General features: G+C 72.1%; 17 protein-coding genes. 9 read left to right on the forward strand and 8 right to left on the reverse strand.

Annotation, left to right across the window (positions count from 1 at the left end; all coding sequences use genetic code 11):
* Nucleotides 1-161: 161 nt before the first annotated feature.
* The 4 genes from ABH927_RS09685 to ABH927_RS09700 all read left to right on the forward strand — a co-directional run bounded on the left by ABH927_RS09685 (nucleotide 162) and on the right by ABH927_RS09700 (nucleotide 6,382).
* Nucleotides 162-1,115 (forward strand): DUF2877 domain-containing protein, encoded by a 954-nt coding sequence (locus tag ABH927_RS09685; protein ID WP_370020021.1) that lies wholly within the window; start codon nucleotides 162-164, stop codon nucleotides 1,113-1,115.
* Nucleotides 1,112-2,581 (forward strand): FdrA family protein, encoded by a 1,470-nt coding sequence (locus ABH927_RS09690; protein ID WP_370020023.1) that lies wholly within the window; start codon nucleotides 1,112-1,114, stop codon nucleotides 2,579-2,581. Before ABH927_RS09685 ends, ABH927_RS09690 begins: the two co-directional genes overlap by 4 nt.
* Before the next feature lie 131 nt (nucleotides 2,582-2,712).
* On the forward strand, nucleotides 2,713-4,107 hold the full coding sequence (locus ABH927_RS09695) for a DUF1116 domain-containing protein (RefSeq protein WP_370020025.1): 1,395 nt from the start codon (nucleotides 2,713-2,715) through the stop codon (nucleotides 4,105-4,107).
* Nucleotides 4,108-4,327: 220 nt separating this feature from the next.
* Complete coding sequence (locus ABH927_RS09700; protein WP_370020027.1) at nucleotides 4,328-6,382, forward strand: protein kinase domain-containing protein; 2,055 nt, start codon at nucleotides 4,328-4,330, stop codon at nucleotides 6,380-6,382.
* A 277-nt stretch (nucleotides 6,383-6,659) separates the two neighbouring features.
* On the opposite strand, the gene ABH927_RS09705 is transcribed toward ABH927_RS09700, so the two are convergent.
* The 3 genes from ABH927_RS09705 to ABH927_RS09715 all read right to left on the reverse strand — a co-directional run bounded on the left by ABH927_RS09705 (nucleotide 6,660) and on the right by ABH927_RS09715 (nucleotide 11,603).
* Nucleotides 6,660-8,369, reverse strand: coding sequence for a bifunctional 3'-5' exonuclease/DNA polymerase (locus tag ABH927_RS09705; RefSeq protein WP_370020029.1), 1,710 nt, complete (start codon nucleotides 8,367-8,369; stop codon nucleotides 6,660-6,662).
* A gap of 74 nt (nucleotides 8,370-8,443) precedes the next feature.
* A complete protein-coding gene (locus tag ABH927_RS09710) occupies nucleotides 8,444-9,961 on the reverse strand; it encodes a metallophosphoesterase (RefSeq protein WP_370020030.1) in 1,518 nt (505 codons plus the stop codon).
* Nucleotides 9,962-10,034: 73 nt separating this feature from the next.
* Complete coding sequence (locus tag ABH927_RS09715; RefSeq protein WP_370020231.1) at nucleotides 10,035-11,603, reverse strand: FAD-binding oxidoreductase; 1,569 nt, start codon at nucleotides 11,601-11,603, stop codon at nucleotides 10,035-10,037.
* Nucleotides 11,604-11,689: 86 nt separating this feature from the next.
* On the opposite strand from ABH927_RS09715, the gene ABH927_RS09720 reads away from it, so the two are divergent.
* The 3 genes from ABH927_RS09720 to ABH927_RS09730 all read left to right on the forward strand — a co-directional run bounded on the left by ABH927_RS09720 (nucleotide 11,690) and on the right by ABH927_RS09730 (nucleotide 14,598).
* Nucleotides 11,690-13,177: a glycerol-3-phosphate dehydrogenase/oxidase gene (locus ABH927_RS09720; protein WP_370020032.1), complete on the forward strand. Its 1,488-nt coding sequence runs from the start codon at nucleotides 11,690-11,692 to the stop codon at nucleotides 13,175-13,177.
* 85 nt (nucleotides 13,178-13,262) lie between these two features.
* A complete protein-coding gene (locus ABH927_RS09725; RefSeq protein ID WP_370020034.1) occupies nucleotides 13,263-14,168 on the forward strand; it encodes a sucrase ferredoxin in 906 nt (301 codons plus the stop codon).
* Nucleotides 14,169-14,283: 115 nt separating this feature from the next.
* On the forward strand, nucleotides 14,284-14,598 hold the full coding sequence (locus ABH927_RS09730; protein WP_076434697.1) for a WhiB family transcriptional regulator: 315 nt from the start codon (nucleotides 14,284-14,286) through the stop codon (nucleotides 14,596-14,598).
* A 147-nt stretch (nucleotides 14,599-14,745) separates the two neighbouring features.
* On the opposite strand, the gene ABH927_RS09735 is transcribed toward ABH927_RS09730, so the two are convergent.
* The 5 genes from ABH927_RS09735 to ABH927_RS09755 all read right to left on the reverse strand — a co-directional run bounded on the left by ABH927_RS09735 (nucleotide 14,746) and on the right by ABH927_RS09755 (nucleotide 20,533).
* Complete coding sequence (locus tag ABH927_RS09735) at nucleotides 14,746-15,414, reverse strand: phosphoribosyltransferase (protein WP_370020037.1); 669 nt, start codon at nucleotides 15,412-15,414, stop codon at nucleotides 14,746-14,748.
* Nucleotides 15,415-15,450: 36 nt separating this feature from the next.
* Nucleotides 15,451-16,593 carry a ribosome small subunit-dependent GTPase A gene (gene rsgA, locus ABH927_RS09740; protein ID WP_370020038.1) on the reverse strand — a complete coding sequence of 381 codons (1,143 nt, stop codon included), beginning with the start codon at nucleotides 16,591-16,593 and terminating at the stop codon, nucleotides 15,451-15,453.
* Nucleotides 16,594-17,090: 497 nt separating this feature from the next.
* Nucleotides 17,091-18,350: a serine hydroxymethyltransferase gene (gene glyA, locus ABH927_RS09745; protein WP_370020040.1), complete on the reverse strand. Its 1,260-nt coding sequence runs from the start codon at nucleotides 18,348-18,350 to the stop codon at nucleotides 17,091-17,093.
* A 180-nt stretch (nucleotides 18,351-18,530) separates the two neighbouring features.
* Entirely contained in the window at nucleotides 18,531-19,475 is a 945-nt protein-coding gene (locus tag ABH927_RS09750; RefSeq protein WP_370020042.1) for a YihY/virulence factor BrkB family protein, read from the reverse strand.
* A gap of 251 nt (nucleotides 19,476-19,726) precedes the next feature.
* Nucleotides 19,727-20,533 carry a TIGR03084 family metal-binding protein gene (locus ABH927_RS09755; RefSeq protein ID WP_370020044.1) on the reverse strand — a complete coding sequence of 269 codons (807 nt, stop codon included), beginning with the start codon at nucleotides 20,531-20,533 and terminating at the stop codon, nucleotides 19,727-19,729.
* Nucleotides 20,534-20,825: 292 nt separating this feature from the next.
* On the opposite strand from ABH927_RS09755, the gene ABH927_RS09760 reads away from it, so the two are divergent.
* Both ABH927_RS09760 and ABH927_RS09765 read left to right on the forward strand, forming a co-directional pair.
* Nucleotides 20,826-20,909, forward strand: coding sequence for a putative leader peptide (locus ABH927_RS09760; protein ID WP_370020233.1), 84 nt, complete (start codon nucleotides 20,826-20,828; stop codon nucleotides 20,907-20,909).
* A 150-nt stretch (nucleotides 20,910-21,059) separates the two neighbouring features.
* The gene (locus ABH927_RS09765) at nucleotides 21,060-22,742 is read left to right on the forward strand and encodes a nitrite/sulfite reductase (protein ID WP_370020046.1); all 1,683 of its coding nucleotides are present in this window, start codon (nucleotides 21,060-21,062) and stop codon (nucleotides 22,740-22,742) included.
* Nucleotides 22,743-22,744: the final 2 nt, after the last annotated feature.

Genomic DNA, 22,744 nt, shown 5'->3' on the forward strand with positions numbered 1-22,744 from the left:
CGAGAGTCGTGCTTCTCCCGCAGATTGTGCAGGATCAAACTGACTGGCAGGAAGAGCCAAGCATTTGGCCGACTGTTGGCATCTTTCTCCGTACGGACCGTGCCAACGGCGCTCTAGCGTCGGCAGCGACCCTGCTTGCCGGGGAGGTGTCGGGAGGTTCGGTGACTGTTGGCACGCGCCCGAGAGCACGGCGGGCGACCGCGACCGCGTCCCGGTTCACGGGGAATCCCGTCTACGCGAGCGGAGCGGCCAGCGTCGCGCTGCGCCCGGCCCTGGAGTCCCCGCGCCGCCCGGCCCGCGTGCTGGCGGCCTTCCCGCTCGCCGTCTACCTGGAGGTCAGGAGCGAGACCGAGCCGCACGTCATCGCCGTCGTCACGGGTAAGGCGACCCGGCTGCCGAACGCGGTCGTGCTGAGCGAGCCCCTCGACGGCTTCTCCGCCGGCGACGACGGCTGGGTCGGCGACGGGTCCATAGAGATAGGCGGGCATCGAGAGCACCTCGGCATCCAGGTCCGCCGCTGGTGGGACCCGGCCCCGCGGCTCGGCCCCACCGATCCCGTACGGCTGACGCAGGCGCTCACGCTTCTGGAGGAGATCCGCGCCGCGTCGCCGAGACGGCCGGGGCTCGATCCCGCCGGAGCCCCCGGGCTGCTCGCGGACGGCTGCCGGGCGGGCTCGCTCATCGACAGCGTCACGGCGGCAGAGCGGCTGATCGGGCTGGGCCCGGGGCTGACGCCGAGCGGCGACGACATGCTGGCCGGCCTGCTGGTCGCGCTGCGGCACCTCGGACTCGCCGCGGGCGTCCCCAGGGCCGTATGGCTGGCCGACTGGCTGGCCGCCACCGTGACCTACGACGCGCGCACCCGCACGACGCCGATCTCGGCCACGCTGCTCCACTGCGCCGCCCGGGGGGAGGCCAGCCAGGAGGTGCTCGGGGTCCTGCGCGGCGTGGCCGGCCATCAGCCCCTGGAGCCCGCCGCGCACCGGCTGCTCCGCCTCGGCCACACCTCGGGCGCCGACATGGCCTGGGGCGTCCACATCGGCCTTTCGGCCGTACTTTCCCAAAGTGCCCTGCTTTCGCACAGTGCCGTCCTGTCTCATGGGGAGCGCTCGTGAACGATCTGGTCGAGGTGCGCGCCGGGGTCTACCACGACTCGGTGAGCCTGATGCGCGTGAGCCGGTCCCTCACCGGCCGGGCCGGGGTCACCGTCGCCATCGTCGCGATGGCCACCGAGCTCAACGTCGAACTGGCCCGCGACGTCGGCTTCGCCGTACCGGCGGCGACGGCGGGCGACCTGCTCGTCGCGATCAGAGCCTCGTCGGAGGAGGAGCTCGCGGCGGCGGCGGCCGAGCTGGAGCGGCAACTCGCGGCGAAGGCGTCCGGCGGCGGTGGCGCGGGAGCCGGCGCGGCGCTCCCCCGCACCACACGCTCGGCGGCCCGGTCGTGGGACGCGACGGTGGCGCTCGTGAGCGTTCCCGGTGAGCACGCCTTCGTCGAGGCGGCCGACGCCGTGGAGGCCGGGCTCTCCGTCATGATCTTCAGTGACAACGTGCCGGTCGAGCAGGAGATCCTGCTCAAGGAGCGCGCCCGGGAGAAGGGCGTGCTGGTGATGGGCCCGGACTGCGGGACCGCGGTGATCGGCGGCGCGGGCCTTGGCTTCGCGAACGTGCTGCGGCCCGGTCCCGTCGGGGTCGTGGCCGCCTCGGGCACCGGCGCGCAGCAGGTGACGAGCCTGCTCGACCTCGCCGGAGTCGGCGTCAGCCACGTGCTCGGTGTCGGCGGCAGGGACCTGTCCGCCGAGGTGGGCGGCCGATCGGCCGTTCAGGCGCTGCGGGCGCTCGACGCCGACCCGGCCACCGAGCTGATCGTGCTGATCTCCAAGCCGCCCGCCCCCGAAGTGGCCGCGGCCGTGCGGGAGCTCGGCCTGTCGAAGCCCCTCATCGCGGCGCTGCTCGGGCCGGGGCAGGACGACCTGACGACGGCGGCCGAGAAGGTGCTCGGCGCGCTCGGCAGGCAGATCCCCGGCTGGCCGTCATGGCCCGCCGAGCAGTCCGGCGGCAGGCGGCAACCGGGCACTGACCAACCGGGCACCGAGCGGTCCGGTGCCGAGCAGGCCGACGGCGCCGGGCAGGCGGGCGCGGCGCGGTCCGGGGGAGGCGTGCTTCACGGGCTGTACTCGGGGGGCACGCTCTGCACCGAGGCCGAGCTGATCGCCCTCGCCGGCGGCGACGTGTCCGGGGAGTTCACCGACTTCGGCGACGACGAGTACACGCGGGGGCGGGCGCATCCGATGATCGACCCGGCGCTGCGCCTGGAGGCGCTCGCCGCCGTCGGCTCGGGCGTCGTCCTGCTCGACGTCGTGCTCGGCCACGGGGCCGATCCGGACCCGTCCGCCTGGCTGGCGCCCGCGGTGGGGGACGCCCGCGCGAGGGGCGTCGCCGTGGTGGTCGCGCTCGTGGGCACGGACGGCGACCCGCAGGGGCTGCGGGATCAGGCCGCCCGGCTGAACGCGACGGGAGCCGCGGTGTTCACGTCCAACGCGGCGGCCGCCCGCCACGCCCGCCTCCTCGCGGGCGCATGATCACGAGACGCGTTCGCCCAGGTCGCGCCGGAGCGCGGGGAATGTGCGCATGATCACGAACCGTGTCTGCCGTGGTCATGCCGGAGAGCGGGGAACATGTGCATGATCACAAACCTAAGGGGGGGTGCTCGATGACGCTGTCGATGCTGAACGGCGAGCCGCGTGTGATCACGGTGGGGGCGTCGGTCCTCAGCGAGGCGCTGGACGCGCAGGCCGTGCCGCAGGCCCGCGTCGATTGGCGGCCGCCGCTTCCCGGCACCGCCCCCGCGCTGGCCAAGGTGCTCGCCAGGCTGCTCGCGGACCCGCGCCGGGAGCGCGCCAACGAGGTCGCCGTGGGCCGGCTGCTGTCCGCCCGCCCCCATCTTGTCGGCGTACGGCCGGCCCGTGATGTCCTGGGGCTGGAGCCCGGCACGTTCTTCCACGCCGGGCCGCCCATCACCTGGGAACGGGCCTCCGGCCCGATGCGGGGGGCGCTCATCGGCGCGATGCTGTTCGAGGGCCTGGCCGCGTCCCCGGAGGAGGCCGAGCGCAGGCTCTCATCCGGCGGAATCACGCTCGACCCCTGCCACCACCACCGCACGGTCGGTCCGATGGCCGGGGTGGTCAGCCCGTCGATGTGGATGCTGGAGGTCGTCGACGCCGAGCACGGCGGCACGGCCTACTGCTCGCTCAACGAGGGCCTCGGCAAGGTCCTGCGCTACGGCGCGTACGGACCCGAGGTGATCGACCGGCTCCGCTGGATGGGCGAGGTGCTGGGGCCGGTGCTCCAGGCGGCGCTGGAGCGGAGCGGACCGCTGGACCTCCGGTCGCTCATCGCCCAGGCGCTGCAGATGGGCGACGAGCTCCACAACCGGAACCGGGCGGCCACCTCGCTGCTGGTCCGCGAGATCGCCCCGGCCATCGTGGACGCCGCGCCGGAGCGCGCGGCCGAGGTGCTGCGTTTCGTCAATGGAAATGATCATTTCTTCCTGAACGCGGGAATGGCGGCCGCGAAAGTCAGCGCGGACGCCGCGCGGAACGTTCCCGGGTCGAGTCTCGTCGTTGCGATGGCCCGCAACGGCACCGATTTCGGAATCCAGGTATCCGGGCTCGGGAATAGGTGGTTCACGGGGCCGGCCGGGGTGCCGGACGGGCTCTACCTCGGCGCGTACGGGCCTGACGACGCCAATCCCGACATCGGCGACTCGACCATCACCGAGACGTCCGGCCTGGGCGGCTTCGCGATGGCGGCGGCCCCCGCGATCGTGCGGTTCGTCGGCGGCGACGTGTCCGACGCGGTCGCCGCCACCACGTCGATGTACGAGATCACCCTGGCCGAGCACCCGGCGTACCAGATCCCCGGGCTCGGCTTCCGCGGCACGCCGGTGGGAATCGACGTCACGCTGGTCGCGCGGACCGGCGTGCTGCCGGTAGTGAACACCGGCATCGCCGGCCGCGTGGCCGGAACCGGGCAGGTCGGGGCCGGGTTGGTGAGCCCGCCGGCCGAGGCGTTCACCGCCGCCCTGGAGGCATTGGCCGACGCTTGAATTCCCTTTGAACCGCTTTTGACCCTAATATCGGTGGCCAGCCTCACATATCAGTGGAATTGGCAGGATCCAGTCGGGGGATCGTGCGAATCTAGCGTGAATTGGGGACCTTCCTATGACGACCGATCGCCTGCTCGGTATGGTCCCCCCTATGCCAGAGGGTCAGAGGCCCCCGGGAAGCGTCCCGCCGGGGGGAACGCCCGAAGGGCAGGGACGTCTCGTGGGCCGGCGCTACCGCCTGCTCTCGCCGGTCGGCCGAGGCGGCATGGGCATGGTCTGGCACGCCCACGACGTGCTGCTCGACCGCGACGTGGCGGTCAAGGAGCTGCTCCTTCCGTTCGGCCTCGACCACGCGGGCACCCAGGTCGCCCACCGCCGCATGCTCCGCGAGGCGCGCTCGGCCGCCAGGCTCTCCCACCCGGGCATCGTGACCGTCCACGACGTCGTCGAGGAGGACGGTCGCCCGTGGATCGTCATGGAACTGGTCCGCGCCTGGTCCCTTGAGCAGGCCGTACGGCAGAGCGGGCCGCTCCCCGTGGTCCAGGCCGCCGAAATCGGCATCCGGGTGCTGGACGCGCTCCGCCACGCGCACGCCGCCGGCATCCTCCACCGGGACGTGAAGCCGGGCAACGTGCTGCTCACCGCGGACCGCGTGGTGCTGACCGACTTCGGCATCGCCGCGATCGAGGGCGACGTCAACATCACCCAGACGGGCCTGCTCATGGGCTCCCCGGCGTACATCCCGCCGGAGCGCCTCCAGGGCCGCCCGATCACACACGCCGCCGACCTGTGGTCGTTCGGGGCCACGCTGTACGCCGCCGTCGAGGGCCGGCCGCCGTACGAGGGGCCGGACGCGGTGGCCGTCCTCGGCGCGGTGCTGACGCAGGAGCCGAACCGGCCGCAGCGGGCCGGCGCCCTCCTCCCGGTGATCGAGGGCCTGCTCCGCAAGAACCCCGCCGACCGGATCCCGGCCGCCCAGGTGGCCGACATGCTGGAGCGGGTGCTGCACAGCAACGGCACGGGCCTGCCCGGCCGTGGCCCCGCTCAGGCGTCGATGCCGACTCCGCAGGACTCCACGCCCGTGCGGCTGCTGCCGCCCTTCGACCTGCCGTCCGGGCCGCTGCCGTCGCGCATCATCGAGACGCCGTCGGGCCCCGTCCGCGTGCCGTACACGCCGGAGCAGCTGTCGGACCCCTTCCGCGGCCACTCGCTGAACGCGTCCGGGCCGCACGGGAACCTGACCGAGCCGCACGTGCCGGGGCCCCACCTGACCGGGCCACAGGTGGCAGGCCTACCGGGGCCGCAGGCCGACAGGTCGGGGATGAACGTGTCGGGGCCGCACGCCCTCCCCGCGTTCGACCCGCTGACCTCCCACTCGGGCCCCTCGGGGTCCAGCTACGCGCCCGAGCGGTCACGGGAGGCGATCTGGCCCACGCCGTCGCCCAGCGACCTTCCCGGCGATCTCGCCAGGGACCTCCCCCGTGAGCCGGCCAGGGACGGCTCCGGCGGCCACGCGTCGAACGGCCCCACCCGGAGCCTCTCCTCCGCGGGTGCGGGGACGGGGCGCACAGGGGCAGGAAGCACGGAAACGGGAGGAACGCGCACAGGGGGCACGCGCACGGGCGGCCGCCGGCGCAAGGAGGAGGCCGCGCCGGTCGAGGAGCGCGGATCCCGCTCCGTGGTGCTCATGGCGGTGGCGGCGGTCGCGGTCATCGGCGTCGTCGTGACGGTCCTGCTCGTCGTGCTGCCCAGCGGGCCGGACGACGACCAGAGCACCGCCCGGCAGCCGGCGGTCTCGCTTCCCAGGACGCAGTCGCCGTTCCAGCAGCCGCAGACGGCGGTCGAGGTGCCCAAGGGCTTCAAGAGCGTCAGCCAGGGCGGAGTGTCGGTCGCCGTGCCCAAGGAGTGGACGGCGACGGCCCAGGGCGACGCCGTGACGTTGTCCGGGCCGAAGGACAGCGCGCAGAGCATCAAGGTCCAGAAGATCCCGGACGGCAGCCTGTCCGCGCTCCAGGCCGCCGAGCAGAACCTGAACATCAAGGACTATCCCGACTACACCCAGGTCCAGCTCGGCGAGGCGAACTACCGCTGGCCCGCGGCCGACTGGGAGTACACCTACACGAACTCCAGCAAGGTGACCGTCCACACGGTGACCCGCTACCTGGAGGCCAAGGGGCAGGCCTACGCCATCACGTTCAGCTCGCCCGACTACGACTGGAACGAGTCCGCCGCGCCCGTACGGCAGGCCCTCTGGAGCACCTTCACCCCCGCGTAGAAGCCGAAGGCCTGGTCTCCGTCGCCATGCCCATCCCGTCGCCGTGATCATGCAGGGCTTCCCGGGAAACTCCCGGACGTGCGGTTTCCCGAAACGCGATCATGCACGGATTCCTCCACACTCGGTCTGACCAGCACCTCCCCTCTTCGTGATCATGCAGCGTCCCTCCGACGGACGCGTCCTCACAGTGCATGATCACGCCCGGCAAAGCCGCAGGTAGCACGGTGCGAGCGGGAACACGTGCGTGATCACGCCGAGGGTTGGTCGGGGGCGGGCGTCATTTGGCGTCGGCGTAGCAGGTGACCGGGACGGCCTCCATCGGGAAGCGGACGCCGGTCTGGCCGAACAGGAGCCGGGTGGCCTCCTCCGCCGCCCGTCCGACCGCGGCCTGGACCTCGGGGGCGAGCTCAAGCGGGCAGTGCACCATGACCTCGTCGTGCTGGAAGAACACGAGCCGGGCCCGGCCGGGTAACAGGCCCCGCAGCACGGCCATGAGCGTCAGCGCCCACTCCGCGGCCGTCGCCTGGACGACGAAGTTGCGGGTGAACCGGCCCCGGTTGCGGGCCGCGCCGCCGCCCTCGGGGCCCGACACGAGCTCGCGCCACCGGGCCGACGGCGGCGGGCACGTCCGGCCGAGCCACGACCTGACCAGCCGCCCCTCCTCCCCCGCCCGCGCCGCGTCCTCCACGAAGGCGTACGCCTGGGGGAACCGCTGCCGCATGACGGCCAGCAGCTTGGGCGCGTCGCCGCTGGTCCCGCCGTACATCGCGGACAGCATGGCGATCTTCGCCGAGTCGCGGGACCCGCCGAACGACTGGGCCAGCGCGGCGTAGAGGTCGATCTCCCCGGCCGCCCTCGCGAGGCCGCCGTCCCCCGCCATCGCCGCCAGGACGCGGGGCTCCAGTTGGGCGGCGTCGGCCACGACCAGCGTCCAGCCGTCGTCGGCCACCACCGCCCGGCGCATGACCTTGGGGATCTGCAGCGCTCCTCCGCCGCTGGTGGCCCACCGGCCGCTGACGACGCCTCCCACGACGTACTCAGGCCGGAACCGGTCGCCCTTGACCCATTGGTCGGCCCAGACCCAGCCGTGGAAGCTGTAGAGGCGGGCCAGCTCCTTGTAGGCGAGCAGCGGGCCGACCGCGGGATGCTCGACCTGCTTCAGCACATGGGATCTGGTGGACGGGATCGAGATGCCGGCGCTCTTGAACGCCTTGACGATCTGCTGCGGGGAGTCGGGGTTCATCGGCTGGCCGAAGGCCGCGGCGACCTCGTCGGCCAGGGCCTGGAGCTTGACGGGCCGCATGCCGTGAGCCGGGCGCGGCCCGAGCATCTCGGTGAGCAGCGCGTCGTGGACGTCCTCGCGCCACGGCATGCCGTCGTGGGCCATCTCCGCCGCGATGAGCGCCCCCGCCGACTCGGCGGCCACGAGCAGCCGGAACCGCCCCGGATCGGCCGTCCGGGCGATCCGCCGCCGCTGGTCCTCGAACACCTCGGTGACGAGGTCGGCCTCGGCCACCTCGGGCCCGTCCGATCCCGCCCCGCCGGGCCGCGCCGCCGCCCCCACGCCGCCCGAAGGTCCTGCCCCCACGCCGCCCGAGGCGCCGCCCCACCAAGCCCCGGTGACCGGCTCGAAGAGCGTGGCCTGAGCCCCCTCAGGCGGCTCGTGGGCGTCCTCGGGCACGGGAAGGCCGTGGAGCCGGGCGTAGGCCGCCCGCGCCTGTCTCGGCTCGCCGTAGCGGCCCTCCGCGGCCAGCAGGAGCCCTTCGGTCAGCGCGAGGTCGTGGCAGCGCGAGAGCCGTACCCCTCGGTCGAGGAGCGGCGGGTAGGCGCGCCGCGCGTCCGCCCACACCCACCGGGGCGGCGCCTGGGCCGCCAGTGCCTCCAGGTCCCGTACGGCTGCCGCCAGGTCGGCGGCCCGTGCGGGGGCGCCGCCGACGGGACGGATCGTCCCGCCGCCGTCCGGGTCGGCCGCCACCACCACGTGCACGCCTCCAGGGTGCCAGGCGAGACCGACAATTCCCGTCAAGAGGGCCCGGTCAGAGGGCCGGTCAGAGGGCCCGGTCAGAGGGGGATCTCGACCTCGTCCTCCAGCGGGGGTTCGATCTCCTGCGGCAGGCAGCCGGTGGCGGCGAAGCAGCGGATCTTCAGCCGGTCCCCGGTGACCGACACGTGCAGGAAGCTCTTGAAGAACGGCGGGGTGTCCCAGTCGGACAGCTCGGAGATGTACCGGTGGAAGACACGGCCGACCGGCAGGTGGAACGGCATCGGCCAGCCGCCGAGCAGGCGGGCGGCCCACCGCATCCGCGCGGTGATCGCCGCGCCGGGCGTGGGCCTCGGCGGTCTGTTGCCGATCTGCCGGGACATCAGCGCGAGCCCCTGCTCGGGGGTGATGTAGAGCCAGCGCATCCGCAGCCGCCTGCTGTACAGCAGGCTGTAGAACGACAGCGAGTCGCCGCGCAGCGGGTAGCACTTGAACTCGTCCTCGTGCACGCCGCCCACGTCCACCCTGGGGATCGTGTGCGTGGCGTGCATGAACGCTCCGCCGCCGCCGGAGACGATGTACTGGATCGTCCGGCCGTCCACCCGCACGGGGAAGCGCTGGTAGTTGTGGACGTCGCCGCCGATGGCGGCCACGTAGTGGCTGGCCGGGTCGCGGACGATCTCATCCACCGTGCCGCCGCCCTCGATCGCGCAGGGGTGGTAGTCGTTGCGGACGTAGATCGGCTTCCCGGTGATGAGGATCTTGGGCCGGGGGTCCGCCGAGACGCGGCGCAGCCACTCCCCCTGCTCGCGGTCGATGTCGCCCCTGATCCCGGTGTCGATGCCGACGAGCAGCAGCCTGCCGAGGTCGAGCACCCAGTACGGCGCGGGCTGCACGGCCCTCTGCTCGGGCGCGGGCCGCATCTTCTGGGCCTCCGCCAGTGCGGCCTCGTCGACGGGGTCCGGCTTCTTCCAGAGCAGGCCGCGCAGCCCGCCCGGCGAGAGCCGGAACCCCTGCCGCTCGACCTTGAGGGGCCGCGCGTCGCAGAAGACCCGCATGAAGCCGCCGAGCCCGTCGTACCAGTCGTGGTTTCCGGGAACGGCGTAGATCGGCGCCCGGTAGTCCTTGTAGGGCCGGAAGAACTTGTCGCAGTACTCGTTGCCCGACCCCGTCGGGTAGATCAGGTCACTGGCGACGACCGCGAACGACGTGCCCGAGCCCAGCTTGAGCAGCCCGGGGATCACGGCGTACTGGGAGGCGTCGCCCTCCCCGGTGTCGCCGAGGACGAGGAACGAGTACTCCTCCCCCATCTCGCGCCTGATCCGGAAGTCGGGATCGACGCCCCGCTCGCGCTGCGCGGCCACCCACCTGCGGCGCACCTGCGCCGAGGGGTCGCCGAAGAGCCCGGAGAGGATCTCGTTGCGCGACCGCCAGAGCGTCTTCGGGTTGAGCCAGGTGAAGCTGTTCGTGTTCGGCCGCAGCGCGGCGAACGTGCCGATCTCCTGGCAGTTCCACCCGGCCCCCTCCTCGGAGACCCTGGACGACACCTGCTTCCCGCGCGCCGCCGCCGCGCCGACATCCACCACGCCATCCACCATGGAACAATCTTGACGGTTTTATGGGATCAGCACACGGTTGTCCGCGGGATCAGCCCCCTCTGTCTGTCAGGGTCTACGGGATCAGGACGCCCGGGTTGAGGATGCCCGCCGGGTCGAGGCGCTCCTTGATCCCGCGCAGGATCTCGGCCCCCAGCTCGCCGATCTCCAGCGCGTACGCCTGCCGGTGATCGCGGCCGACCCCGTGGTGGTGCGAGATCGTGCCTCCTGACTGCACGATCGCCTCGCCGGCCGCCCGCTTGGCCCCGGCCCACTGGCCCAGCGGATCGTCCGTCTGCGCGGTCACCACGGTGAAGTAGAGCGACGCGCCCGTGCCGTACACGTGGGAGACGTGGCACATCACGAGCGGCGAGCCGAGGGAGGCGGCGAGCGCCCTCCGCACGGCGTCGTAGAGTCGCGGCACGCCGGACCAGAAGCAGGCCGTCTCCAGCGTCTCCACGGTCGCCCCGGCGGCGAGCAGCGAGTCGCGCAGGTACGGCGCGGCGTAGCGGCCGTGCGCCCACTTCTCCCCCGGCTCGGGGCCGAGGTAGACGCCACCCATCTCGGCCAGCGTGGCGGCGGTCCGCTCCCGCCGGTACGACACGTCGCCGGGCGTGCCCTCGTAGCCCGCCACGACCAGGCAGCCGGAGTCCGACGACAGCGAGCCGAGATCGCTCGGCTTGGCCAGGCCCACCATGGTCTCGGCCTCGTCCGACAGCCGCAGGACGGTCGGCAGCGGCCCCTCCTGCGCGAGCCGCCGCAGCGCGGCCACCCCGGCGGGGAAGGCCCCGAAGCGCCAGCCCTCGTAGACCCGCAGCTCGGGAGCGCGGCGGACGCGCAGCCGGAGCGAGGTGATCACCCCGAAGGCGCCCTCCGACCCGAGGATCACCTGGCGCAGGTCGGGCCCGGCGGCCGACTTCGGGGCCCGGCCGAGGTCGAGCGTGCCGCGCGGCGTCGCGGCGGTGAGGCCGACGACCAGGTCGTCGAAGCGGCCGTATCCGGCCGACGCCTGCCCGCTCGACCGGGCCGCCGCGAACCCGCCGAGCGTCGCGTACTCGTAGGACTGGGGGAAATGGCCGAGCGTCATCCCGTGCCCGGCCAGCAGGTGCTCGGCCTGGGGACCGCGCAGGCCCGGCTCCAGCTCCGCGACCATCGATTCGGGATCCACCGAGACGAGCCTGTTCAGCCGGGCCAGGTCGAGGGCCACCACCCCGGCGAAGCCGGTGCGGGACGCGACGAGGCCGCCGACCACGGACGTGCCGCCGCCGAACGGCACGACGGCCACCCGGTGCTCGGCGCACAGCCGCAGCACCTCGGCCACCTCGCCGTGCGTGCCGGGGAGCACGACCGCGTCCGGCGCGTCGGAGCCGTTCCCCGCCCGCATCAGCAGCAGGTCGGGCGTGGACTTGCCGCGCGTGTGGCGGATCCGCGCGTCGTCGTCGAAGCGCAGGTGGTCGCCGCCCACGATCGCGCCCAGCGAGGTCAGCACCAGTGGGGACAGCGCCGGGGCGGGGAGCCGCACCTCCCCGAACGTCGCGGCGGGAGCCGCCGGCTCCCGGATGCCGAGCACCTCGCCGAGCAGCCTGCGCACCGGCTCGGGCAGCTCGGCGGCCTTCGCGGGGTCCCCCCAGCCCGACCATAGCATCGGTTCCACGGGGGTCGTCGGAGTCTCCACGGCCAGCACGCCTCCAGGTAGGTTACTCAAGAGTAATGGGCGATTCTGGAAACGGCATGAACTCTTCTCTGAACGCCGGGCGCCGCGCCCGCGAGCTTCACGAGGTTCGCGACGTCGTGGTGGACGTGCTCGTCGTCGGCCTGGGCGCGACGGGCGCGGGAGCGGCCCTCGACGCGGCCTCCCGGGGCCTGTCCGTCGCCGCCGTCGACGCCCACGATCTCGCCTTCGGGACGTCCCGGTGGAGCTCCAAGCTGATCCACGGGGGCCTGCGCTACCTCGCCAAGGGGCAGGTCGGCGTGGCCCACGAGAGCGCCGCCGAGCGCGGCATCCTGCTCCGCCGCACCGCTCCCCACCTGGTCAGCGCCCAGCCGTACCTGCTGCCCCTAACGTCCGCCGTGACGCCCGCGCAGGCGGCGACGGTAATGGCCGGCTACCGGCTGGGCGACGCGCTGCGCGCCGGCGCCGGAACACCGCGCCCCGCCCTCCCCGGCCCGTCCCGCGTCACCCCGGAGCGCGCGCTCGCCCTGGTGCCGTCCCTCCGCCGGTACGGCCTGCGCGGCGCGCTGCTGTCGTGGGACGGGCGGGTCGTGGACGACGCCCGGCTCGTGGTGGCCGTCGCCCGCACGGCGGCCGCCCATGGAGCCAGGATCCTCACCAGGTGCCGGGCGCTCACCCTGTCCGGAGACGGGGCCCAGGTGCGCGACGAGCTGACCGGGGCCGAGTTCGGCATCAGGGCGCGGGCGGTCGTCAACGCGACGGGGGTGTGGGCCGGGCAGCTCGTCCCCTCGGTGCGGCTCCGGCCGTCCCGCGGCACCCATCTCGTGCTCCGGCCGGGCGCCCTCGGCGGGCCGCGGGCGGGGATGCACGTGCCGATCCCCGGCGAGCGGAACCGCTTCGCGCTCGTCCTGCCGCAGGCCGACGGGCGGATCTACGTGGGCCTCACCGACGAGCCCCTGGAAGGGGCCGTGCCGGACGTGCCGGAGGCGCCGGAAGCCGACGTGGCGTTCCTCCTCGACGTGCTCGGCTCGGTGCTGGCCGAGCCGGTGCGACGGGACGAGGTGGCCGGGGCCTTCGCCGGGCTGCGGCCCCTGATCGACGCCGGGGGCGGGCGGACCGCCGACGTCTCCCGCAGGCACGCGGTCCTCCGGTCGGGCGGTGTCGTGACAGTCGTCGGCGGCAAGCTCACGACCTACCGCCGGATGGCCGAGGACGCCGTCGACGCGGCCTGCCCGCACGCCCGCCCCAGCCGTACGGCACGGCTCCCCCTCGTGGGAGCCACGACGAGTGCCGTGAACGCGCCCCGCCGGCTGGTGGAGCGCTACGGCGGGGAGGCTGAGGCCGTACAGGACCTGATGCGGGAGGATCCGGCGCTGGCGGAGCCGGTGGCGCTGGGCGTCACCCGGGCGGAGCTGGTGTGGGCCGTCCGCCACGAGGGCGCGCTGGACGCCGGGGATTTGCTCGACCGGCGGACGAGGATCGGCCTCGTCCCCGAGGACCGCGCGGCCGCGCTCCCCGCCGCCGAGGCGGCCCTGGCGGCGCCGTGAAGCTTTGGCGGGGGCCTGATCGCGCGCCGCTTGACGCCATTGGATAAGGTAAGTCTTACCTAATTACGCGAGGAGGCGGGACCGAATGGCCAACGGCTGTGACCATCTCGCCGCCTGCCACACCGGGGAGGCGCCGATCCTCGCGAGCGCGACGGTCGGCGCGCGGTTCTGGCTGCTCATCGAGCACTCCGGCCCATGGGCGGCCTACCTCGACCAGTCCCGGCTGCCGGACGAGGTGCACGCGCTGATCGACCGCGCGACCTCGCTCGGGATCCGGCCCCAGCTGATCCGCCGCCCCGGTCACCGCCGGGACCACGGGGGGCCACTGCACGTCTTCGTGGCCTCCTCGACCGGCGACGAGCCATGGCTGGCCGAGGGCTTCTTCGAACGTCCGGACGATCTTGACCTGGCCTCGGTGATGCACGGAGTGGTTCCGGCGTCCTGCATACTGGTGAACGAGCCGATGTTTCTGGTGTGCACGCACGGCAAGCGCAACGCGTGCTGCGCCCGCCTCGGCCTTCCGCTGGCCCGGTTCCTCGGTGAGAACCTTCCCGGCGAGGTGTGGGAAACCACACATGTCGGCGGCGATCGATACGCCGCTAACCTCGTATGCTTGCCACACGGGCTTTACTACGGCAGCATGTCTCAGGCTGCTGCGATCGCGGCGGCAAACGCGTACCGGCACGGCGAGGTCGTCCTCGACCGTTTCCGGGGACGCGCGGGTATCCCTGAGCCACTGCAAGCCGCCGAGCATTTCGTCCGGTCCCACACCGGCGAGCTCTCGGTCGGCGGGGTGGCCGTGGAATCCTCCCGGTCGGAAAGCGACACCACGGTGTGCGTTGTGCGATGCACGTCACAGCGTGGAACGTCGCGATTTCGGGTAGTGGTAGAACCCGCGGTGTTCACGGCACCGTGTGGTACGACCTGTGCCGAAGAGATCTCGACCTACAGGTTGGCCGAGTTGAGGCAGCTCACCCCGGCTTTGACCTGAAGGGCTCCTCTGGAGCCGGGAACACCACGGCCGATCCCGGCGTTGGATCGAGGGATGCCACAAGCGTCCAAAGCGGCACAAACACTGAAATACCTCTCACCAAAGGTGGTTTCTCATGTCTCAGGTACGTCGGCAGCTCGCCCGCCCGCGCCCCAGCTGGGGTTGGCAGGATGATGCCGCGTGCCGGGGAGAGGACCTTGTGCTGTTCTTCGGTCCTGACGGTGAGCGTCAGCCGGAGCGCGACATCCGGGAGCGCAAGGCCAAGGCCATCTGCGCTCAGTGTCCAGTGCGGGCCGAGTGCCTCGACTACGCCCTTTCCCGGCCCGAGAAGTACGGGACCTGGGGCGGCCTGAACGAGGACGAGCGGGCCTCCGAGCGTCGTCGCCGCATGCGCCGCGCGGCGAGCGCCGGCATCAGCGCAGTCGCCTGAGCTGGCTTCCCCCCTTTCCCCGGCACGTTTCAGCAGACCGTAGGGTGTTCCGCATGCCGATCATGGCAGCGGGACACCCTTCTGGTCGTGGCCCCCTGGCCCTTTGTCATGGCCCCTGGCCCTCTGTCAGGGTCCCCTGGCCCTCTGTCAGGGTCCCCTGGCTCTCCCGGCGAGCAGGTCGAGGACGTCCTCGTCGGTGAGCTGATCGAACAGTTCGTACCACTGCCCGACCGCCCGGAAACCCCACGGCGTCGCCAGGACGACCATGTCGGCGGCCTCACGCCTGAGTGCCTCGACGGTGTCGGCCGCGGCCACCGGCACCGCCAGCGTCACCGTGCCGCTTCCCTCCTGCCGTGCCCGCACGGCTCTCAGCGCCGCCCTCGCGGTGCCCCCCGTCGCCAGGCCGTCGTCCACGACGATCACGTTCCGGCCGGTGAGCTCCGGCAGCGGCCGATCCCCCCGGTAGACCTTCACCCGCCTGGCCAGCTCCCGCCGCTCGCGCTCGACCGTCGGCGCGAGGTCGTCCGGCTCCAGGCCGAGCTTGTCCAGCAGGCCGTGGTCGAACACCGGCTCGCCGCCCTCGGCGATCGCCCCCACGCCGAGCTCCGGCTGGCCCGGACAGCCGATCTTCCTCGTGACCAGCACGTCGAGCGGCGCGTCAAGCCTCTCCGAGACGGGCACGGCCACCGCCACACCGCCGCGCGGCAACGCCAGCACCACCGGGTCCCTCGGCCGCATGCCGTACAGGACCTCGGCGAGCAGTGTTCCCGCCTGCGTTCTGTCGATGAACGGCAGCCGGACCCGCCTCGGTTTCACAAAATCGTCATACCCGGCATAAGCCGCCGGGGATCCTTACGGGCGAGATCTACCCCGCATCTGCTTGTGGATGATCTTCCACTTGCGGGTCTCCTCGCTGCGGAGGCGGGCGTCGGTGCGGCGGGCCATCCAGGCGGCCTCGCGCTGGAGTTTGTTCCAGCTCTCCAGCCGCCGCTCCGGCAGCTCGCCCGACCCGATCGCGGCCTGTACGGCACAGCCGGGCTCGTCCCCATGAGCGCAGTCGGAGAACCGGCAGCCCTCGGCGAGCTCCTCGATGTCGGAGAAGACCAGGTCGACTCCGTCGCTCATCTCGTACAGGCCGACCCGGCGGATTCCGGGGGTGTCGATGATGAGCCCGCCACCCGGCAGCGGAATGAGCTCCCGGTGGACGGTCGTGTGCCTGCCCCGTCCGTCGGCCGCCCTGACCTGCTGGGTCTCCATCACACCGTCCCCGGCGAGCGCGTTGACCAGAGTGGACTTCCCGGCGCCTGACGGGCCGAGCACCACGGCGGTCTTCGCGCCGCCCAGGTAGCCGCGGACCAGGTCCACGCCCTCGCCGGTGAGCGAGCAGACCGGATGGACGTCCACCCCCGGCGCGGCGGACGCCACGTCGGCGAGCAGGTCGTCGAGGCCCTGGACGAACAGGTCGGCCTTGGTGACGAGCACGACCGGCTGACCGCCGCTCTCCCAGGCCAGCGCCACCAGGCGCTCGATCCTGCCGAGATCCGCGCCGTGTCTTCCCGGGGGGACCTCCCCCCGGAGCCCCCCAGCGGTGTCGGTCGTGGACGGCTCGGCCACGAAGACGATGTCGACGTTGGCCGCCAGGACCTGACCCTGCCCGTCGCCGGACAGGCCGCCCGTGGAATGGCGGCTGACCCCTCCCCGGACGAACGCGGTTCGCCGGGGAAGGACCTCGTGGAGCTCGTAGCGGCCCTCGGGCAGCCAGGTCAGCGCCACCCAGTCGCCCACACAGGGCAGGGCGACCGGGTCGGCGGCGGAGGCCCGGCGGATGCGGGAGCCGTACCGGGCCTGGTGCTGGCCGTCGGCCGCGATGACCTCCGCGGCGCCCCGGTCGACCCGGGCCACGCGGGCGGGGACGGTGCCGGTCGGAAGCTCGGCGTCGAGGTCCCGGCCGCCCAGGAAATGCTGCCAGCCGAGAAGGGAAAGATCGAAAGACATTGCGGTGAGACACCCTTCGGAAACCGGGTGCCTCAGCGCGGTCTAGGCGGACACCCGGGAGTTGACGGACGGCATGGTCGTCAGAAAGACCCGCATAGTCGTCACCTCCCGGATTCCGTGGCCGCCTCCTCAAGCGGCGACGCTCGAACAGTAGCGCACGCCACCCTCACCCCCGCAACCCATTTGTCCCGGCGTGATCATGCACGCCCTCCCGCCCGCGCGCCCCGAGCGGCAACTTTCTCCATCGTGATCATGCAGACCTTCCCCGGCTGTCCCCTCAGCAGCCGAAACGCCGCTCGTGATCATGCGCGCGCTCCAACGCCGCTTCCGCATGATCACGAATGGCATCGGCTCAGGTCACCGCCACATCCGGGAAAGGATGCATGATCACGTCCGGTGTTGGGCCAGGGTCCGGGCACAACGCGGGAAAGGGTGCATGATCACGCGGGGCTGGGGTGATCACGCTGGGATGGGGGCGTGATCACCCACGATGCTTCTTATGAGAGGCCGGGCGCGGGGAACTTGGCGGTGAGCTCGCTGACCTCGTGGTGGACCCGCGTGATGACGTCCTCGGCGTCGCCCTTGGCCACGGCGGTGACGACCTCGTCGATCCAGGCGCCGATCTGCCGCATCTCGGCCTCGCCCATCCCGCGCGACGTGACCGACGGGGTGCCGATCCGGATCCCGGACGGGTCGAACGGCTTGCGCGGGTCGAACGGCACGGTGTTGTAGTTGGTCTCCAGCCCGGCCCGGTCGAGGGCCTGCGCGGCGGGCTTGCCGCCGACCCCCTTGGGGGTCAGGTCCATCAGGATCAGGTGGTTGTCCGTGCCCCCGGAGACCAGGTCGAAGCCGCGGCCGGCCAGCTCCTCGGCGAGGGCCTGGGCGTTCTTCACGACCTGCGCGGCGTACGCCTTGAAGTCCGGCTGGGCCGCCTCGTGCAGGGCCACGGCGATGGCGGCGGTCGTGTGGTTGTGCGGGCCGCCCTGGAGGCCGGGGAAGACGGCCTTGTTCAGGGCCGTCGCGTGCTCGTCCGAGGTGGCCATCAGCATCGCGCCACGCGGGCCGCGCAGCGTCTTGTGCGTGGTGGTGGAGATCACGTCGGCGTGACCGACCGGCGACGGGTGGGCCCCGCCGGCGACGAGGCCGGCGATGTGGGCGATGTCGGCCGCCAGCACGGCCCCGACCTCGCGGGCGACCTCGGCGAACGCCGGGAAGTCGATCGTGCGCGGGATCGCCGTGCCGCCGCAGAAGATCAGCTTGGGCCGGTGCTCCAGCGCCAGCGCGCGGACCTCGTCCATGTCGATGCGGCCGGTGTCCTTGCGCACGCCGTACCGGACCGCGTTGAACCACTTGCCGGTGGCCGAGACGGACCAGCCGTGGGTGAGGTGGCCGCCGAACGGCAGGCCCATCCCGAGCACGGTGTCCCCCGGGTTGAGGAACGCCATGTAGATCGCGAGGTTGGCGGGCGAGCCCGAGTACGGCTGGACGTTGGCGTGGTTCACCCCGAACACCGTCTTGGCCCGCTCGACGGCGAGGGTCTCGATCTGGTCGATGACCTGCTGGCCCTCGTAGTAGCGCTTGCCGGGGTAGCCCTCGGAGTACTTGTTGGTGAGCACGGTCCCGGTCGCCTCGAGCACGGCGCGGGAGACGTAGTTCTCCGAGGCGATCAGCTTGACGGTGTCGGCCTGCCGCCGCTCCTCCGCCCTGATGAGCTCGGCGATCTCGGGATCGACGACGTTCAGCGAGTTCTCGGCCATTGGCGCCTTCCTTGTCCACGTCGACTTCGGCGGCGACCCAGGCGCACGGCCTCCGCGAGTTCGCTCCCCGGTGGTGCCCCACCTAGCGACGCGCCCATGGGCACGCCAGCGCCAGTCGCGACCACCCCACTTTATCGGAGGCTTCCCCGGGAGCCGTCCCGGCCGATCGGGAAATAGGGATCAGGAACGGGGACGTGCCGTGCCGTTCAGCGGCCAGAGGCGGTCGACCTCGGCGTTCAGGGTCGCGCCGATGAGCACGGCCAGCGCGGTGATGTAGAGCCACAGCAGCACGGCGATGGGCGCGGCGAGCGAGCCGTAGATGGACAGGGGCGTGAACCAGGCGGCCAGGACCTCGCGGAGAACGGCGGCGCACAGGATCCAGATGATGAGCGCGAGCACGGCTCCGGGGGTCTCGCGCCACCAGCGGGTCCGGTGCGGCACGCTCACGTGGTAGAGCAGCGTCAGCATCAGCACCGACCCCAGGATCACCACGGGCCAGTAGAAGACCGCGACGAGCACGCCGTACCGGGACAGCGCGTTGGAGAGCAGGGTCGGCCCGATCACCAGGATCGGCATCACGACGAGGCCGATCACGAGCGCCGCGACGTACAGCGCGAACGACATGACCCGGGTGCGGATGATCCCCCGCGTCTCCCCCAGGCCGTACGCGATGGAGATCAGGTCCACGTAGACGAACAGCGCCCGCGACCCCGACCACAGCGACAGCAGGAAGCCGACGGAGATGAGCGAGGCCTGCCCGCCGTTCAGGACGTCGTTGAGCAGCGGCTTGACGACCCTGTCCACCGTGTTGCCGGTGAACAGCAGCTCCGACTGGTCGAGGACCCACTGCTTGATCTCGAGGACGTTGTTCTGGCCCAGGAGGCCGCTCAGGTGGCCCATGACGCCGAGAAGCCCCAGCACGAACGGCGGCAGCGACAGCAGGGCGAAGAAGGCCGCCTCGCCGGCGAGCCCCGTCACCCGGTAGTTGACGCCCGCCAGAGTGGTGGCCTTGACCAGCTCCCACGCGCTCGTCTGCTGCACCGCGCTCATCCGGGCCCGGGCGCGCGCCATCCCGCGGCGCGAGTCATGCCTCCGCCTGCGCGTCGAAGCGTCCGTGGACGTCATGGCACCCAACCGTATTCGCACAGTCAAGGTGTCTGCGCAGAACGCGATCACGACACAAACACCGAATTGTCAGGATTGGAGAACTACCCGCTGGCGGGCCGGATAGTACGGATCCGGCCGGACCGCGTCCGCGCCGGACTCCGCCGGATCCTCGCCGCCGTCATATGACGCCCAGAAGCCGCCGTCGTATGACGCCCAGAATAGGGGCGGGCACGCGTAAAAGGAGCACGGTGAACGAGCGGCCGGAACGCCTATCCGGCGAGGGCCGGGGCGTGGCCGGGAGCGCGGCCCTTCCCCGGAGGGCCCGCGAACGCCTGGGCGACCTCCATCCAGGCGTCCGCCGTCTCCCCGGTCACCTCCAGGGCGGTGTCGTCCCGGTGGCAGCGCTGGGTGACGAGCAGGCAGAAGTCGAGGGCCGGGCCGCGCACGACGTCGGGCACGCCGATCGGCCCCGCGGCCCACACGGTCCCGCCGGGCAGAGTCAGCTCGACGCGCACCGGGCCGGCCGGGATCGGCAGGCCGCGCATCGCGAAGCCGTACGGCATGGCCCGCACTCCGAGGGTCGCCACGTGGCGGAGCCGGACGGTCGGCACCCGGACGATGCCGAGCGCGTCCGCGATGTCCTGCCCGTGCGCCCACGTCTCCATCAGGCGGGCCGTGACGAACGACGCGGCCGACATGTCCGGCCCGTACCACGGCAGCCGGTCCTTCGCGTCCAGCCCCGCCAGCGCCTCGGTCATGCGGGCGCGGGCGGCGCCGAACCACTCGAGGACCTGTCGCGGGGTGAGGCCGCGGGAGGCGAGGACAAGTTCGTGGACCGCGCCGTCGCCTCGGGCGAGCAGGGCGTCACGGGCGGCGCGGAAGCCCCCCGGATCGGCCGCGGCGCCGGTCGCGGCGTCGTCGAACCAGGCCAGGTGGCTGATCTGGTCTCGTACGGCCCAGCCCTCGGCGGGGGTCGGCAGCTCCCAGCCGGCCGGGTCGAGGGATTCGATCATGGCGGTGAGCTCAGCCGTCTCGGCCCGGAGGTCGGCGATCAGTTCGGACATGGTAACGCCCATGACATCTCCCGGTGACGTACGGCTCACGCCAGCGTAACCGAAGGAGAACAATAGGTACATGATCTGCGAAGCATGCAAAGACCGCAGGCACGAGGACTGCCGCGGGGGCTCGTGGTGCGACTGCCAGCACCAGGAGCCGCCGGAGGGACGCCGCCCCGAGCCGCCGGAGAACTGGGTCCGCCAGGGGTAGCCGCCACGGGTCAGGTCCGCGGAAAGCGTGAACGGCCGATTACAGTCCCGAATCCTGGACGCGAACTTGGACATCCAGGTTCTCCGGGGTATCGTTTGGGACATGCCAGCGGACCCATTGCTCGTCGTGCGACGCCACGTCGACCTTCTGCGTGTCCGCAGTGCCATCTGTATCGACGCCAGCTGATCGCCGCCCTCCGCTGTTGAGATCGGGCGCGTGACAGGCGTCTTTTTCTTTGCCCCCACACTCGGCGAAGAGGTGGGAGGCCGCCTGCGCAGCGCGTCCCGAGCCGTAGACCGATCCTCAGAAGACCGATCCTCGGAAAAGGACGTGCCCATGAGCACCCCGGCCCGCCCGGCGAATCGCCACCACAAGCGCCCGCGCGGCGAAGGTCAGTGGGCTCTCGGTTACCGTGAGCCACTGAACAAGAACGAGGAGAACAAGAAGAACGACGACGGGCTCAACGTCCGTCAGCGGATCGTCGACGTCTACTCCAAGCGCGGTTTCGACTCGATCGACCCGGCCGACCTGCGCGGCCGGTTCCGCTGGCTCGGGCTGTACACCCAGCGCAAGCCCGGGATCGACGGCGGCAAGACCGCCATCCTGGAGCCCGAGGAGCTCGACGACCGCTATTTCATGCTCCGCGTGCGCATCGACGGCGGCCAGCTCAGCCTGGAGCAGCTCCGGGTGATCGCCGACATCTCCAACGAGTACGCCAGGGGCACCGCCGACATCACCGACCGGCAGAACATCCAGCTCCACTGGATCGAGGTGGAGGCCGTCCCCGACATCTGGGAGCGACTGGAGGCGGTCGGCCTGTCCACCATGGAGGCCTGCGGCGACACCCCGCGCGTCGTGCTCGGCTGCCCCCTGGCCGGGATCGACGCCGACGAGGTGATCGACGGCACCCCGCAGATCCACGACATCACCGAGCGGTACATCGGCGACAAGGCGTTCTCGAACCTGCCGCGCAAGTTCAAGTCGGCGGTCAGCGGCTGCCCGGCGCACTGCACCGTCCACGAGATCAACGACGTGGCCTTCGTCGGCGTCGTCAGCGAGCGGGGCGAGCAGGGCTTCGACGTCTGGGTGGGCGGCGGCCTGTCGACCAACCCGATGTTCGGCAAGCGGCTGGGCGCCTTCGTCCGGCCCGACCAGGTCCACGAGGTGTGGGCGGGGATCTGCGGGGTCTTCCGCGACTACGGCTACCGCCGCCTGCGCCACCGGGCCCGGATCAAGTTCCTGGTCAGCGACTGGGGCGCGGAGAAGTTCCGCCAGGTGCTCGAGACCGAATACCTGGAGTACGCGCTGCCCGACGGCCCGGCTCCGGCGCAGCCGCGGGGCGGCCGGCGCGACCACGTCGGCGTCTACCCGCAGAAGGACGGCAACTTCTACGTCGGCTTCGCGCCCAAGGTGGGCCGGGTCGACGGCGACAAGCTGCACGAGATCGCCGACATCGCCGAGCGCCACGGCTCCACCCGGGTGCGGACCACCGTCGAGCAGAAGATGGTCGTCCTCGACGTCGCGCCCGACCAGGTCGACTCGATCGTCAGGGAGCTGGAGGCGGCCGACCTGCGGGTCAACCCCTCGACGTTCCGCCGCCAGACGATGGCCTGCACCGGCATCGAGTTCTGCAAGCTGGCGATCGTCGAGACCAAGGCCACCGCGTCCAATCTGATCGACGAGCTGGAGAAGCGGCTCCCCGGCTTCACCGACCCGCTGACCATCAACGTCAACGGCTGCCCGAACTCCTGCGCCCGCATCCAGGTCGCCGACATCGGGCTCAAGGGCCAGCTCGTGGTCAACGACAAGGGCGAGCAGGTCGAGGGCTTCCAGATCCACCTCGGCGGCTCGATCGGGCTGAACCCGACCTTCGGCCGCAAGGTCCGGGGGCTGAAGGCCACCGCCGAGGAGCTACCGGACTACGTGGAGCGGGTCGTCCGCAACTTCGAGAAGCAGAAGAACGAGGGCGAGACGTTCAGCGAGTGGGTCCAGCGCGCCGACGAGGCGGATCTCAAGTGAAG

It is taken from the genome of Planotetraspora sp. GP83 (assembly GCF_041262585.1).
Taxonomy (GTDB): domain Bacteria; phylum Actinomycetota; class Actinomycetes; order Streptosporangiales; family Streptosporangiaceae; genus JAOEGB01.

Excerpts from the sequence above, each read along its gene's own strand:
- ABH927_RS09755 (WP_370020044.1), bottom strand. The coding sequence starts at position 20,533 with ATGGGCGTTACCATGTCCGAACTGATCGCCGACCTCCGGGCCGAGACG.
- ABH927_RS09730 (WP_076434697.1), top strand. The coding sequence starts at position 14,284 with ATGTCTCAGGTACGTCGGCAGCTCGCCCGCCCGCGCCCCAGCTGGGGT.
- ABH927_RS09725 (WP_370020034.1), top strand. The coding sequence starts at position 13,263 with ATGGCCAACGGCTGTGACCATCTCGCCGCCTGCCACACCGGGGAGGCG.
- ABH927_RS09710 (WP_370020030.1), bottom strand. The coding sequence starts at position 9,961 with ATGGTGGATGGCGTGGTGGATGTCGGCGCGGCGGCGGCGCGCGGGAAG.
- glyA (WP_370020040.1), bottom strand. The coding sequence starts at position 18,350 with ATGGCCGAGAACTCGCTGAACGTCGTCGATCCCGAGATCGCCGAGCTC.
- ABH927_RS09760 (WP_370020233.1), top strand. The coding sequence starts at position 20,826 with ATGCCAGCGGACCCATTGCTCGTCGTGCGACGCCACGTCGACCTTCTG.
- ABH927_RS09750 (WP_370020042.1), bottom strand. The coding sequence starts at position 19,475 with ATGACGTCCACGGACGCTTCGACGCGCAGGCGGAGGCATGACTCGCGC.
- ABH927_RS09715 (WP_370020231.1), bottom strand. The coding sequence starts at position 11,603 with ATGCTATGGTCGGGCTGGGGGGACCCCGCGAAGGCCGCCGAGCTGCCC.
- ABH927_RS09720 (WP_370020032.1), top strand. The coding sequence starts at position 11,690 with ATGAACTCTTCTCTGAACGCCGGGCGCCGCGCCCGCGAGCTTCACGAG.
- ABH927_RS09765 (WP_370020046.1), top strand. The coding sequence starts at position 21,060 with ATGAGCACCCCGGCCCGCCCGGCGAATCGCCACCACAAGCGCCCGCGC.
- ABH927_RS09695 (WP_370020025.1), top strand. The coding sequence starts at position 2,713 with ATGACGCTGTCGATGCTGAACGGCGAGCCGCGTGTGATCACGGTGGGG.
- rsgA (WP_370020038.1), bottom strand. The coding sequence starts at position 16,593 with ATGTCTTTCGATCTTTCCCTTCTCGGCTGGCAGCATTTCCTGGGCGGC.